The following is a 13,683-nucleotide window of genomic DNA, read 5'->3' as shown; positions in this document are numbered from 1 at the left end:
CTCGCGGTTCAGACGGGTTTCCCCCGGCACTCGTCGAGGGCTTTGCGCCAGGCGACCGCCGAGTCCCAGAAGTCAGCGGGCGGGTCCTCCGGCGCGAGGATCCACATCCGCTCCCACGCAGGGGAGGCGAGCCCGCAGATCTCGCTCCGGGGCTCGTGGGGCGGCTCGCCGTTGACCGGGAACCACAGGTACTCCAGCGGATCCATGAGGGCCATCAGCCGCTCCTCCACGCCCCGCCCGGGGCGCACCTTCACCATGACCCAGGGCCGGTAGCGGCGCAGGACCTCCAGGCCGCCCGCGACCACGTCGGGTTCGGTGCCGGCGGTGTCGATCTTGACCACGGTCGGGAAGGTCGCGGCGGTCTCGTTCCAGCGGGACAGGGTGGCGGTGCGGACGGCGATGTGCGCGAGTCCGGCGCGTGCGGTGTGTACGAGCCGGTTGCACATGTCGTTGTGCAGTGCCCGCCGCAGGTGGCCGGCCCCGTTGTGGTTGCTCAGGGCCAGGTCGACGACGGTGAAGCCGAGGTCGGCCGCTGCGGAGACGGCGCGCGCGGCCGACGCGAGCTCCGGAGTGGGTTCGAAGGCGAAGACGGGGCGGCGCGTGCGCGCGGCGGCGAGCATGGAGTACACCCCCACCCCGGAGCCGATGTCGAGAACCGCTCCCGGGCGCGTGTGGTCGAGGATCGCCATGAAGATCGCGAGGCTGTCGGGCTGGTGCCTGGTCAGGCCGAACTCGGCCAGGCGGCGGGGGACCGTCAGGTCGCCCGGCATCTGGAGGGCGAGCTCGTCCGGACCGACCTTGCGCCGGTCGTCCGCCGGGCGGGGCAGGACCAGCGCGAAGCGGCGGTGCCACGGCGGGACCCGGGCCGGGTCGAGGCCGCCGAGCCGCTTGGGCAGGTGGACGCGGATCTGCCGGGTGGCGAAACGCACGAGCGGGTAGCGGCGTACGAGCGCACGCAACTGGTCTTGGACCACAGTGTCTTCTCCCCAAAAGAACGGTGCCGTGGTGGCCGGGAACAGCAGACGCCCCGTCGTCCGATGGGTGCGCTCGTGGTCCGGACGGGTCTGCCCGGCTTCCGGCCGCGGTGCCCGGCGACGCCTCCGAACCTACTCTGAGTAATGGGGGCGGTGCAGCGTGTTTTCGCGATTGGATTTCTTCGGTGGGATTCGCTTCACCGCGGGAGAAGGACTGGTCGGCCCGCCGATCCGCATAGACTCTGGGCTTGTGAGTCTGTCTATCGGGATCGTCGGCCTGCCCAACGTTGGCAAGTCCACCCTCTTCAACGCGCTGACCAAGAACGACGCTCTGGCCGCGAACTACCCGTTCGCGACCATCGAGCCCAATGTCGGAGTCGTGGGCGTGCCCGATGCCCGGCTCGCGAAGCTGGCCGAGATCTTCGGCTCGGCGAAGATCCTGCCGGCCACGGTGGACTTCGTCGACATCGCGGGCATCGTGCGCGGCGCCTCCACCGGCGAGGGCCTGGGGAACAAGTTCCTCGCGAACATCCGCGAGAGCGACGCCATCTGCCAGGTCATCAGGGCCTTCGAGGACGCCGACGTCACGCACGTCGACGGCGACATCGAGCCCTCCCGCGACATCGAGACCATCAACACCGAGCTCATCCTCGCCGACCTCCAGACCCTGGAGAAGGCCGTTCCGCGCTTGGAGAAGGACGCCAAGCGCAACGCGAAGGACAAGGGCGCCCAGGAGCTCCTCAAGGCCGCCAAGGAGGCCCAGGAGGTGCTCAACGAGGGCGTGTCGCTCTCCCAGGCCAAGGACGTCGAGGTGGACCGGCTGCGTGAGCTGAGCCTGCTCACCGTCAAGCCGTTCATCTACGTGTTCAACCTCGACAGCGACGAGCTCGCCGACGAGGCCCTGCGCGCCAAGCTCCAGGACCTGGTCGCCCCGGCCGAGGCCATCTTCCTCGACGCCAAGATCGAGGCTGAGCTGGCCGAGCTGGAAGAGGACGAGGCCCAGGAGCTGCTGGAGTCGCTCGGGCAGACCGAGTCCGGCCTGGCCCAGCTGGCCCGCGTCGGGTTCTCCACGCTGGGGTTGCAGACCTACCTGACCGCCGGTCCCAAGGAGTCCCGCGCCTGGACCATCCGCAAGGGCGACACAGCCCCCGAGGCGGCCGGTGTCATCCACACCGACTTCCAGCGCGGGTTCATCAAGGCCGAGACCGTTTCCTTCAACGACCTGGTCGAAGCCGGCGACATGCAGGCCGCCCGCGCCGCGGGCAAGGTCCGTATGGAGGGCAAGGACTACGTGATGGCCGACGGCGATGTCGTGGACTTCCGCTTCAACGTCTGACCCATCCGACATCAGACAGGGGGCGGGCCGGGCTTTCGGCCCGCCCCCCGCTGTTTTCCGAACCGCGACGCCGACTCGGGGGCCGGTTCAGTCCCGCTTCCGGGCCAGGGTGAGCCTTCCGTCCTCATCCAGCCGCATCAGCTCGTGCGAGGGGTTGTGCGCGACCTCCCACAGGTGCCCGTCGGGATCGGACAGGTAGCCGGAGTAACCGCCCCACTCCTTGGCGACGGGGGCGCGCACGCTCGTGGCGCCCGCCGCGAGCCAGGCGGCGAAGGCCTGGTCGACGTCGGCCGCCGAGTCCAGGTTCACCGCCAGGGTCACCCCGCGGAAGCCCTCGCCCGCGGGCGGCAGGCCCGCGTCGGCGGCCAGCTCGTCCCAGCCGTACAGGGCCAGGACCGTTCCGGTGGTGGGGAGGAAGACGATGTTGCCGAGGTCGTGGCGGCGCTCGAAGCCCACGGCCTCGTAGAAGTCCCCGGCGCGCGCGACGTCGCGCACACCCAGGGTGACGAGGGAGAGTCGCTGATCCATGCCGCGCACCCTACGGGACGGCTCTCGCCCCGGTAGTGCCGTCGGCGGTGAGCGGCCCGGCCGGGTGGTCGGTGACCACCCGGCCAGTCCTTGTCCTAGGGGTTTCCAGAGGCCGGTCAGCTTGCTACCCGGCCGGAGGCCGCGGGGTCGCTGTGGATGCGGAGCTTGTACAGCGTGCTGGGGCCCACGTTGGCCGCGACGACGGACCACGAATCCTCGCCAACCGTCGTGGTGTCCCCCTGGCAGAAGGGTTCCCCCCAGCTCGGGTTGAAGCACACCTCTATCTCCAGGGGGCCGTCGGAATCGACGATGACGTTGATGTCGTTGCAGTTGTCTCTGGTGGTGAACCAGTCGCCCTCGGGATAGGCCCGCGGAACGTACATGGAATTCTCTGCCTTGGTCCAGCCGTGGCCCCCGGCATAGCAACTCAGGGCTTCGGCGCCCTCTTCCGGGATTTCGCTCAGGTCGATTCCCTCCGGAGTCCCTGAGTCTTCCGTAGCGCTTGTCGGCGTGGTGGCCCCCGCGACGCCGGGGCCGCCAAGGACGCCTACTGTCGCCAGGGTGAACACGCTTGCGATCGCGGTCAGGCTTGTGAACTTCACGGGGGAGCCTTTCTGGTTCCGGTTATCCGCACGGATGTCGATCAAACCTTGGTTGATCCATTTATGCTTTGGTGAGTACGGTGCGGGCTCGGGTTCGTCCTGTTCAGGTCCTTTTCGGGGTGAACATGAAGCGAATGATGGGAACTCGGTTCCGAATGGAAACTCGGTTCCAGGTGGGCGTCTGTTCGTTTCCTGAACTGTCGGCCAAGGCAACGGAAACAGATTGCAAGAGTGGTCGAGAGAAAGGCAACAAGAACAGCTGTCCTCATGCGGCCAGAACATCGGCGGACACCGAAAAGGGCGGCTCGACCTGGTCGAACCGCCCCGGTACCTCCCCTTCGCAGTGTCCGCAATCGGCCCCGCTACCGTGCCCGCGGCCGGATCGCGTCCATTCCGCCGTCCACCGCCAGGCACACACCCACGGTGGACCGGTTGAGGGGGTCGGCGAGGTAGGCGACCGCGCGGGCCACCTCCTCCGCGCTGACCAACCGCCCGTGGGGTTGCCTGGCCTCCAAGGCCGCCCGTTCGGCCCCGGAGTCCGCCGCCCGGTCCAGCAGCCTGCCGATCCACGGGGTGTCCGCGGTGCCCGGCGCCACACAGTTGACCCGCACGCCCTCGCGGACGTGGTCGGCGGCCATCGCGGCGCTCATGGCCATCACCGCGCCCTTCGTCGCCGAGTACAGCACCCGGTCCGGCAGGCCCGCTGTGGCGGCGATCGAGGCAGTGTGGGTGATCGAGGCGGCATCGGAGGCGCGCAGGTGGGGGAGTGCGGCCCGGGCGGCACGGGCCATACCGACGACGTTCACGTCCAGGACCCGCTGCCACTCCTCGTCGGGGTTGGCGGTGACGTCCCCCTGCGCACCGACACCCGCGTTGTTGACCAGGACGTCGAGGCCTCCGAGAGCCCGGACCGCGCTGTTCACCGCGCCTTCGACGGAGGCTCTGTCGGAGACGTCGCACTCTTCCCAGAGGTGCGGGTGGCCCCGGGACTCGGGCCGGACCGGGTCGAGCACCGCCACCTCGGCTCCCTCGGCGGCGAGCAGGTCCGCGGTGGCCCGGCCGATGCCGGAGGCCCCGCCGGTCACCACGGCCTTGCGCCCCTCGAACCGGCCGCTCACCGCTGTCCCTCCCACGCCCGGCACACCTGCCGCTGGCGTCCCAGCCCCTCGATCTCCACCTCGACCACGTCGCCCGGCCGCAGGTAGGGGTATTTCCCGGACAGCGCCACTCCCTGGGGCGTACCCGTGGAGACCACGTCCCCGGGTTCGAGCCGCATGTACTGGGACAGGTCGCGGACCAGTTCGGCGCAGCCGAAGAGCATGTCCGAGGTGCGCGAGTCCTGTCGCGGCTCGCCGTTGACCCAGGAGCGCAGGCGCACGTCGTCGGACTCGAACGCGTCCGCGGTGACCACCCACGGGCCGAGCGGCATGTAGCCGGGGCTGCACTTGCCCTTGCTCCACTGGCCCCCGGACTCCTCGAACTGGAACGTCCGCTCGGACAGGTCGTTGGCGAGCACGAAGCCGCCGATGTGCCGCGCGGCCTCCTCTGCCGTGTCGCAGTAGGCGGCGGGGGAGCCGATGACGATGCCGAGCTCGACCTCCCAGTCGGTCTTCTCGGAACCGCGGGCGAGGGTGACGGTGTCGTCGGGGCCGGCGAGGGTGTTCGGGGTCTTGAGGAAGACGACGGGCCGTTCGGGCGGCGGGGAACCGGACTCGGCGGCGTGCGCCGCGTAGTTCTGCCCGATGCAGATGACCGCGGAGGGTGCGCGCACCGGGGCGCCGTACCGCAGGTTCGCGGAGTCCCCGTCCGCCCAGGCACGGAGTTCGCCGGTGTCCGCGAGCCTGCGCAGCCGCCTCGGGCCGTCGTTCGCCCAGAACTCCGGGTCGAAGTCCCCGACCGGTGTCGCGTCCCAGGCGACGCCGTCGATTTCGGCGACCGGGACCTCGCGGCCCGGCTCGCCCCGTCGCGTCAGCTTCACTTGTCCTCCTTCGTCAGACCTCGTGCACGGAGGTCCGTCCAGAACTCTTCGGGGATGTCCGCGCCGGTCAGGGCCAGGTTCTTCGCCACCTGTCCCCGGGTGGGCATCCCGACGGTCACGTTGACGACGGCGGGGTGCCTGCGGGGGAAGGCCAGCGCGGCCTGCGGCAGGCTGACGCCGTGTTCGCGAGCGACCGCGGCGAGCACCCTCGCCCGCTCCACTACCCGGGGCGGGGCGGGGGCGTACTCGTACCAGGCGTCGTCCGGCGGCCGGTCGCGGGCGAGCAGCCCCGAGTTGAAGGCGCCCGCGGCGACCACGCCGACCCCTCGGTCCAGGCAGGCCGACATCAGCCCCACCCGCTCCTGTTCCAGCAGGGTGTAGCGGCCCGCGAGCATGACCAGGTCCGGGGCGGCGCGGTCGACGAAGTACTTGATCGCCGCCGGGTCCTTGGAACCCACACCCCACGCGGCGATGGCGCCCTCGTCGCGCAGGCGTTCCAGCGCCGGAACGGCCCCGCTGAGCGCTTCACCGCCGTCGGTCTCCTCGGGGTCGTGGATCCACACGATGTCGACGGAGTCCGTGCCCAGCCGTTCGAGGGATTCCTCGAGGCCGCGGTGGACGCCGTCGGCGGAGAGGTCGTGCTCGCGGGTGAGGGTGTCGGCCACGTGGAAGCCCTCCGCCCGGTCGCTGCCCGTGGGACGGGGATTGGGCCTCAGCAGCCGTCCGACCTTGGTGGAGACGGCGTAGCTTCCCTCGGGCCTTCCCGCGAGCGCCCGGCCGAGCCGTGTCTCGGACAGTCCCAGGCCGTAGTGGGGTGCGGTGTCGAAGTAGCGCACCCCTTGGTCCCACGCCGCGTCCACGGCGTCGAGGCAGGTCGCTGCGTCGATCTCGCCGCCGAGGTTGCCGAACTGGGCTGTGCCGAACCCAAGAGGGCCGAAGGCTGCGTAGAGGCGGTCGGGTAGGGGCCGGGGCGGGTGCCCGGCCGGCCGGGGGGAAGGGGGACCGCTCTCGGGTGTCATCGCGTCCTCCGGTAGACCTTCGAGGCGTTGAGGTGGGCCACCCGCTCCCGCTGGTCGCCCGGCACGAGGTCGAGGACCCGTGCGCACCAGTCCCGGTCCGGACCCCGGCCCGGGGCCCGGTCCCGGCTGACCGGGCGGTCGCTGCCGACCATGCAGCGGTCGGTGCCGAAGACCCGCAGGGCGTGGCCGACGGCGTCCTCGACCACTGAGTCGGGCACGATACCGTCCGGGCATTCGGCGGGCAGGCCGGAGAGCTTGCAGTGCACGTGCGGGAGTTCGGCTGTCCGGGCCAGGTCCGCCTCCCAGCGGCGCAGGGCCGCGGTGTCCCCCACCGGGGGTTTGCCCATGTGGTCGAGGACCACGTCGAGCTCGGGGACTCGGGCCAGCAGGTTGGTGAGTTCGGGCAGTTCGCGGGCCCGGACGCAGGCGTCGAAGGGCATCTCCCGCTCGGCCAGGAGCCGCAGCCCGCCGAGCAGGCCCGAATCCGTGAAGAGCCCCCGGTCCTGGAGGAGCCGCCGGACCCCGACGACCTCCGGCAGTTCCGCCAGCCAGTCCAGTCCGGCCGCGATCCCCGATCCTTCGAGGGCGGCCCCGGCCACGACCCCGTGGACCCGGCGGTCCCGCCGGGCCACTCGGACGAGCCAGGCGGTCTCCTGCCAGCGCTCGTCGGCGTCGGCTTCTACGAGCACGTAGCGGCGGGGGCCGGGATCCTCCGGGAGGGGAGCGCGTCCGGGCAGGCCCGCTTCGGCCAGCCAGCCGATCCCGACCTCGGCGGTGTCCCAGGTGTGCAGGTGGGCGTCGGTGATCACGGAGCCCCCCTCAACGCTGGTCGCGGGTCGGGGCGCCGCCGCGCCGGACCCACTCCGAGCCGTGCGGCCAGGTCCAGGCGGCGAGCGATTCCGGGCGGATCTCCGAGGAGTACCCCGGTGCCCGGGGCAGGGTGTAGGCGCCGTCGCGGACCACGCAGGGGTCCACGAAGTGTTCGTGCAGGTGGTCGACGAACTCGGCGACCCGGCCCTCGACCGGGCCGGAGACCGCGACGTGGTCGATCACCACCAGGTGGTTGACCAGCTCGCACAGGCCCACGCCCCCGGCGTGCGGGCACACCGGCTTGCCGAACTTCCGGGCCATCAGCAGGACGGGGACGATCTCGTTGACGCTGGCCAACCGGCACGAGTCGATCTGGACGAAGTCCAGGGCGTCGGCCTGCAGCATCTGCTTGAAGAGGACGCGGTTCATGCCGTGCTCGCCGGTGGCCACCCCGACACCGTTGGGGCGTACGGCGTCGGCGATGGCGCGGTGGCCGAGGACGTCGTCGGGGCTGGTGGGCTCCTCGATCCACAGGAGGTCGTGGTGGGTGAGCGCCTTGACCCGTTCGACGGCTTCGGGGACGTCCCACACCTGGTTGGCGTCGATCATCAGGCGGGTGTCGGGCCCGATGGCGGCACGGGCGACGGCGATGCGGCGTTCGTCGTCGGCGGGGTCGGCGCCGACCTTGAGTTTCACGTGCCGGTAGCCGTCGGCGACGGCTTGGCGGCACAGGCGTTCGAGTTTGGCGTCGGAGTACCCCATCCACCCGGCCGACGTGGTGTAGCAGGGGGAGCCGTCGCGGCCCAGCTGCTCGATCCGTTGGGCGTGGTGGGGGCGCTGGTCGCGCAGCATGGCGACCGCCTCGTCGCGGGTGAGCGCGTCGGAGAGGTAGCTCAGGTCGAGTGCGTCGACGAGCGCTTCGGGGTCCATGTCGCAGACGAGCTGCCACAGCGGCAGGCCGGCCGCGCGTGCCGCGAGGTCCCAGAGGGCGTTCAGGACGGCGGCGCGGGCCAGGTGCACCACGCCCTTGTCGGGGCCGAGCCAGCGGAGCTGGGAGTCGGCGGCCAGTTCCCGGTAGGCGTCCCCGGGCCGTCGGCCGAGTTCGGCGACGTCGCGTCCGATGAGGCGTGCGGAGAGTGCGTCTACGGCCCGCAGGCAGATGTCGTTGCCGCGGCCGATGGTGAAGGTGAAGCCGCAGCCGTACAGGGCGTCGTCGTCGGTGTTGAGTCGAAGATAGGCGGCGGAGTAGTCGGCGTCGTGGTTCATCGCGTCGGAGCCGTCGAGTGATTCCGAGGTGGGGAACCGGACGTCGGCCAGGTCGATCGAGGTGATGCGGGCCACCCACGAACCTCCCATTCATCTGATGTATTTGAGTCTAGCCTAGAGGTCTGAACCCGCACCACCCGTTCCGGTCCGATCCGGCGAGCACCGAGAGTCCCCATGAGCGAAGACGCGTCCCCGCGCCGGATCCCCGAGCGCCATCCGTCCCAGCACGACGTGGTCGTCCAGGGGATCCAGGACATGCTCGTGTCCGGTGAGGTGGGGCCGGGGGACCGCCTGCCCGTCGAACCGCTGCTGGCGGAGCGGTTCGGGGTCTCGCGCAGCTCCCTGCGCGAGGGGGTGCGGGCGCTCGTCGCCATGGGCGTGCTGGAGACCCGGCAGGGCTCGGGCACGACGGTGACCCCGCTCGATCCGCACCTGCTGTTGCGTCCGCTGGTGTTCTGGTCCGGGCTGCAGGGCGGCCAGTCGACCCACGACCTGCACGTCGTGCGCAGGTCCCTGGAGGTGGAGTCGGCCGGGATGGCCGCCACCCGCCGCACGGACGAGGATGTGGAGCGGCTGTCGGCCCTGCTGGAGTCGGCCGAACCGGCGATCGAGGAGCTCGACCACGAGGCGGCGATGGACCAGGACCTGCGGTTCCACCGAGAGCTCGCGGAGGTCTCCCGGAACCCGATCCTCGGGGCCCTGATCGACGCCGTGGCGCGCCCCACCCTGCGGATGCGGATGTGGCAGTCCATGCACCGCTCCGGGCGCTTGGTGACGACGCACCAGGAGCACCTGGCGATCCTGGCGGCCGTCGCCTCGGGTGATCCGGTCGCGGCCCGCGCTGCCATGTACAACCACCTCGCGCAGGTGGCCGCCCACCTGGACGGCTGACCTTCGCGGGAGCCGCCGGCGGTGGCCTGCACGGGCAGGAGCAGTCCCCGGTCAGGCCTCGCGGTCCTGCTCGGCGTCGACCGCGTCCTCGGCCTCCCCGGTGGGGACGCGCAGGACGTACACGCCGTAGCCGACGATCACCAGGAAGCAGCCGGTCACGACCAGGAAGCTCAGTTGGGCGGAGGAGACGTCGACCGTCCAGCCGTGCAGCAGCGGGACCAGGGCCCCACCGACGATCGCCATCACCAGCCCGGCCGCTCCGTACTTGGTGTCGCCGCCCAGGCCCTTGAGCGCGATGCCGTAGATCGTGGGGAAGAGCAGCGAGATGCAGGCGCTCAGCAGGACCACCGACACCGCGCCGACGATGTTCCCGGAGACCACCGCGACCAGTGAGAGGATCACCCCCAAGACGCACATGAGCGTCATGAGCTTGCGGGGGTCGTAGCGGCCCATCAGCGCGACCATCACGAAGCGCGAGACGAGGAAGACGAGGAGGGAGGCCTGCAGCCAGTACCCGGCGGTGGTCTGGCTGGCGCCCAGGGTCTCCACCACGTAGTGGATCGTGAAGGTCCAGATGCAGGTCTGCGCGGCGATGTTGAAGAACTGGGCGACCACTCCGAAGGAGTACCGGCGGTTGCGGACCAGCCGCAGGAGCCGGGAACCGCTCTGTTTGGCGAACCCGGCCTTGTGGTCCGACACCAGGGACTTGCGCGGGGGCACCTTGGCCATGGCGATCGCGACCGCGATCAGGACGTAGAGCACGGCCAGGGCGAGATAGGGGCCCATGACCGCCTGGAGTTCGGCGGAGCGCATCGCTTCCAGCTCGCCCTGCGAGAGCGCGGCCCGCTCGTCCGCGGTCGCGGGGTTGACGTGGGGGAGGATGAACAGCGCGGCGAGGAGAACCCCGAGGTTGGAGCCCACCGGGTTGAACGCCTGGGCGAAGTTCAGTCTGCGCGTGGCGGAGCCGCTGGGTCCCATGGCCATGACGTAGGGGTTGGCCGACGTCTCCAGGATGGAAAGGCCCGCGGCGAGGGTGAACAGCGCCAGCAGGAACATCGAGTAGGTCATCACGTTGGCCGCGGGGAGGAACAGTATGCCGCCGCTCGCGGCGAGCGCCAGCCCGATGAGGACTCCGCCCTTGTACCCGAGCCGTGAGTTGATCCAGGCCGCGGGCAGGGCGAGCGCGAAGTAGGCGCCGTAGTAGGCGAACTGGACCAGTGCGGACTGGAAGGCGCCCATGGAGAACACGGAGCCGAACACCGCGACGAGGGGGTCGGTCATGTTCCCCGCCAGTCCCCACGCGGCGAAGCAGGTGACCAGCAGGACGAAGGGGAGCCGCATCCCCGGGTGCAGGAACCTCTTGGTTCCTTCTTGTCTGACAGGTGGGTGCTGGGGTGCCTTCACGGATGCCTCCTGCGGCGGCTCGCGATGAATCATCTGATGAATTGATCCGTGGCGGGGAGCGTAATCGATCCGAGCCGATATGACGAGGGCCACAGGAGAAGTCGTCGAAGGGATGAACCGGCCGAGTCGCCCTTCGTTCGCACTGGGCAGCGGTGCCGTATTTGGTACCACTACGATCTGGGGGTCCCGCCATGGCCATCACCTCGAGCGAAGCGCGCAGATCACTCTTCCCCTTGATCAAGCAGGTCAACGACGATCACGACGCCGTGGAGACCGTCTCCAAGCACGGAAACGCGGTTCTCGTCTCAGCGGAGGATGACGCCGCGCTCCGTGAGGGCGCCTACCTCCTGCGCTCGCCCGCGAAGGCCCGCCGTCTGCTCGAGTCCTACGAGAACGCCCTCCGCGGAGCCGTCACCGAACGCGCACTGGCAGACCCCTCGGAGGACGAGTGAGGGGACTGGTCTTCGAGGACCACGGTTGGGCCGACTACACGTCATGGCTCAAGACCGACCGCAAGATGCTCGTGCGGATCAACAAGCTGACCGAGGACGTCCGCCGGGACCCGTTCACGGGACTGGGCAAACCCGAGCCGCTCAAGTACCACCTGCCCGGTGCGTGGTCGAGGCGGATCGATGACGAACACCGCCTCGTGTACCTGGTGACGGACCGCGGGATCGTCATACTGGCGGCCCGCTACTGCTACTGACCCTCCGGGCGGCGGGGCGGGGGTCAGGCAGCCGCACCGACCCTCTCTGTCCGGGCTCGCGGGCGGGCGAGGAGGCCCAGCACGATGAGGGTCTGCGCGGCGATGTAGGTGCTCATCACCCAGAAGCCGCCCAAGGGCAGGTCGTCCCAGCCGGGTGCGAAGGCTCGCAGGGCGATTAGTGCGTCAGAAACCAGGAACAGGGCGGCGCCGACCGCCACCCAGCGGCCCACGCCGGTGGCCAGGAGGGCCATCAGGCCCAGCACGAGGCCGTACAGCAGCACCGGGACCAGCAGCCCGCCGGCGTGCGGCGCGCACACCCACACCAGGACCCCCACGAACCCGGCGTAGGGAGCCACCAGCCACCGGCGCCGCCACAGCACGCTCTCGGTCCGGTAGGGCCAGAACGCCGCCGTGTACACCACCTGGGCGACCAGGAAGAAGCCCACCATCAGCAGGAAAGCGGTGTCTCCCGTCGCGAACGCCGGGGCGGTGTCGCCGAGCCAGGAGAAAGCCAGCGCGACCATCGCCAGGACGACCAGTCTGCTGTGGGGTCGCCCGGTGGCCCCGGCGACCACCAGCAGCAGGGCGGGCATGAGGAACACCTGGGTCGGGCGGGTCCAGGCGTCCAACCCGAGTGCCTGGGCCACCAGGTGCGCTGTAGCGAGTGCGGCGAAGAGGGCGAGGAGGGCGCGGGGGAGGGGGCGGCGGGGGAGCATCCGGACATCTTAGGCGTGAAGCAGATCACTGCTGGCGGAATGCTCCGGTTCGGGTATGGGCGGGGATGTCTGGGGCGGATGGGGGAGGAGGGGGTGCTTGGAGGCCACACCTTGCTCTCCAGCGGGTGACTAATCCCTTTACGGTCTGGCCGGAAATGCACCTCACCTGCACCTCTGTGCAGAGGTTTCTGTGGAGAATTGTCCTGCTCTGGCATTTTTGGCCGGTTCTTCCGTGGGGTGCAATGTGCCCCCGATCGGGAAACACGGTCTCGCCCTGGGCGCTCCCAACCCGCACAATGCCTCACTATAGGGATGGGGTAGACAAGGGCATGGCGGATGCGTCGGCAACGGCGCGAGGAACACCGGGCGTCGGCGCAGAGGCCGGCGCATCACTGTGTGCAGGAGGCGGGGATGGCCAAGACGTCGCGGCGCGACACCGCGGTGCGGGACCGGTCGGACGACGTCGACGAAGACCTCGACGCCCCCCGCCCCCGGAAGCCGCGCGCGGGCGCGGGCGGGCGCTGGTGGGTCGGCGTGGGCCGGGTCCTCTTGTGGGCGTTCATCATCGTCGTCATCTTCAACGGCATCTGGTTCCCCATCCAGAGCGGTTTCTCCCTGCCCTCGAGCGCGGCCGAGCCGGAGGCCGTGGAGACCTCCGACTTCCCCGAAGCCTCCGCCGCGGCCTTCGCGCTGCGTTTCGCCGACGCCTACCTCGACACCTCCGATCCCGAGGCCCGCCAATCCGAACTGGCCGCCTTCGTCCCCGAGGGGGAGGCCGGCGATCTGAACCTGCCCGCCGACAGCCTCGCGGGTGACAACCTCACCGTGGTCGCGGTGGACGCCAGCGACGAGCACAACGCCGTGGTGAGCGTGCGCGCCGACGTCAACAACGAGGCCATGAGCCTGGAAGTGCCCGTCTACAGCGACGGCGACGCCCTCGTGGTCTCCGGTCGCCCCGCCCTGCTCGCCGCACCCAACCAGGCCGACCTGCCCGAAGCGTCCTCCTTCGACGAGGACCCGGAGGTCGCCGAGCAGATCGACGACGTGCTCCCCGGCTTCTTCGAGGCCTACGCGGAGGAGCCCGGCCACCTCGACCGGTATATGGAACCGGGCGCCACTTTCACCCCTCTGCCCGAGAACAGCCTGGAATTCCACGAACTGTCCGATGTCACGGTGCCATCCCAGTCCACGACCGGGGATGATGACGTACGACAGGTGGCAGCCACCGTGGTCTGGTCCGTTCCCTCCGCCGAGCCCGCCGAGACGGGCGGCGAAACGGGGCAGATGGTGCAGAACTACCTGGTCACGATCGTGAACTCGGGTAACGAGTGGTACGTGCGTGACATCCAGGGTGCCCCGCACTCGTTCGGCGGATGACCGGATGGGAAAGGGGCCTGTAGGCAAGGAGATGAGAAGAACCATGCGCACACCAGTAACGGCAGCGGAGGAAGGC

Annotated in this window: 15 protein-coding genes; 5 read left to right on the top strand and 10 right to left on the bottom strand. The window is 70.2% G+C overall.

From position 1 onward, the window contains the following. Nucleotides 1-8: 8 nt before the first annotated feature. Nucleotides 9-974: an FkbM family methyltransferase gene (locus ACYVDG_RS00735; protein WP_460745668.1), complete on the bottom strand. Its 966-nt coding sequence runs from the start codon at nt 972-974 to the stop codon at nt 9-11. Nucleotides 975-1,224: 250 nt separating this feature from the next. Here ACYVDG_RS00735 and ychF point away from each other — a divergent pair, with 250 nt between their 5' ends. Continuing rightward, nucleotides 1,225-2,310, top strand: a complete 1,086-nt coding sequence (gene ychF, locus ACYVDG_RS00730) for a redox-regulated ATPase YchF (RefSeq protein ID WP_460745664.1) — start codon at nt 1,225-1,227, stop codon at nt 2,308-2,310. 87 nt (nt 2,311-2,397) lie between these two features. Here ychF and ACYVDG_RS00725 read toward each other — a convergent pair whose 3' ends face one another. From ACYVDG_RS00725 to ACYVDG_RS00695, 7 genes are all read right to left on the bottom strand, one after another. Further along, nucleotides 2,398-2,838: a VOC family protein gene (locus ACYVDG_RS00725; RefSeq protein ID WP_460745661.1), complete on the bottom strand. Its 441-nt coding sequence runs from the start codon at nt 2,836-2,838 to the stop codon at nt 2,398-2,400. Nucleotides 2,839-2,954: 116 nt separating this feature from the next. Further along, complete coding sequence (locus tag ACYVDG_RS00720; protein WP_460745658.1) at nt 2,955-3,485, bottom strand: hypothetical protein; 531 nt, start codon at nt 3,483-3,485, stop codon at nt 2,955-2,957. Nucleotides 3,486-3,802: 317 nt separating this feature from the next. Further along, nucleotides 3,803-4,558, bottom strand: coding sequence for an SDR family NAD(P)-dependent oxidoreductase (locus ACYVDG_RS00715; RefSeq protein WP_460745655.1), 756 nt, complete (start codon nt 4,556-4,558; stop codon nt 3,803-3,805). After that, nucleotides 4,555-5,418, bottom strand: coding sequence for a fumarylacetoacetate hydrolase family protein (locus tag ACYVDG_RS00710; RefSeq protein ID WP_460745652.1), 864 nt, complete (start codon nt 5,416-5,418; stop codon nt 4,555-4,557). The genes ACYVDG_RS00715 and ACYVDG_RS00710 overlap by 4 nt, the downstream gene beginning before the upstream one ends. Beyond that, nucleotides 5,415-6,437 (bottom strand): aldo/keto reductase, encoded by a 1,023-nt coding sequence (locus ACYVDG_RS00705; RefSeq protein WP_460745650.1) that lies wholly within the window; start codon nt 6,435-6,437, stop codon nt 5,415-5,417. The genes ACYVDG_RS00710 and ACYVDG_RS00705 overlap by 4 nt, the downstream gene beginning before the upstream one ends. Next, nucleotides 6,434-7,246 carry an amidohydrolase family protein gene (locus ACYVDG_RS00700; protein ID WP_460745646.1) on the bottom strand — a complete coding sequence of 271 codons (813 nt, stop codon included), beginning with the start codon at nt 7,244-7,246 and terminating at the stop codon, nt 6,434-6,436. The genes ACYVDG_RS00705 and ACYVDG_RS00700 overlap by 4 nt, the downstream gene beginning before the upstream one ends. Nucleotides 7,247-7,256: 10 nt before the next feature. Continuing rightward, nucleotides 7,257-8,588, bottom strand: a complete 1,332-nt coding sequence (locus ACYVDG_RS00695) for an enolase C-terminal domain-like protein (protein WP_460745643.1) — start codon at nt 8,586-8,588, stop codon at nt 7,257-7,259. Between the two features lie 99 nt (nt 8,589-8,687). Here ACYVDG_RS00695 and ACYVDG_RS00690 point away from each other — a divergent pair, with 99 nt between their 5' ends. After that, nucleotides 8,688-9,404 carry a FadR/GntR family transcriptional regulator gene (locus ACYVDG_RS00690; protein ID WP_460745641.1) on the top strand — a complete coding sequence of 239 codons (717 nt, stop codon included), beginning with the start codon at nt 8,688-8,690 and terminating at the stop codon, nt 9,402-9,404. Nucleotides 9,405-9,455: 51 nt separating this feature from the next. Here ACYVDG_RS00690 and fucP read toward each other — a convergent pair whose 3' ends face one another. After that, complete coding sequence (gene fucP / locus ACYVDG_RS00685; RefSeq protein WP_460745639.1) at nt 9,456-10,745, bottom strand: L-fucose:H+ symporter permease; 1,290 nt, start codon at nt 10,743-10,745, stop codon at nt 9,456-9,458. 254 nt (nt 10,746-10,999) lie between these two features. Here fucP and ACYVDG_RS00680 point away from each other — a divergent pair, with 254 nt between their 5' ends. Both ACYVDG_RS00680 and ACYVDG_RS00675 read left to right on the top strand, forming a co-directional pair. Next, entirely contained in the window at nt 11,000-11,260 is a 261-nt protein-coding gene (locus ACYVDG_RS00680; RefSeq protein WP_460745638.1) for a type II toxin-antitoxin system Phd/YefM family antitoxin, read from the top strand. Further along, nucleotides 11,257-11,514, top strand: a complete 258-nt coding sequence (locus ACYVDG_RS00675; protein WP_460745636.1) for a Txe/YoeB family addiction module toxin — start codon at nt 11,257-11,259, stop codon at nt 11,512-11,514. The genes ACYVDG_RS00680 and ACYVDG_RS00675 overlap by 4 nt, the downstream gene beginning before the upstream one ends. Nucleotides 11,515-11,537: 23 nt before the next feature. Here ACYVDG_RS00675 and ACYVDG_RS00670 read toward each other — a convergent pair whose 3' ends face one another. Beyond that, complete coding sequence (locus ACYVDG_RS00670) at nt 11,538-12,230, bottom strand: lysoplasmalogenase family protein (protein ID WP_460745634.1); 693 nt, start codon at nt 12,228-12,230, stop codon at nt 11,538-11,540. A gap of 411 nt (nt 12,231-12,641) precedes the next feature. On the opposite strand from ACYVDG_RS00670, the gene ACYVDG_RS00665 reads away from it, so the two are divergent. Continuing rightward, nucleotides 12,642-13,607 (top strand): conjugal transfer protein, encoded by a 966-nt coding sequence (locus tag ACYVDG_RS00665; protein WP_460745632.1) that lies wholly within the window; start codon nt 12,642-12,644, stop codon nt 13,605-13,607. Nucleotides 13,608-13,683: the final 76 nt, after the last annotated feature.

The organism is Nocardiopsis oceani (assembly GCF_054777395.1).
This window is presented reverse-complemented; position numbering and strand designations above follow the sequence as displayed.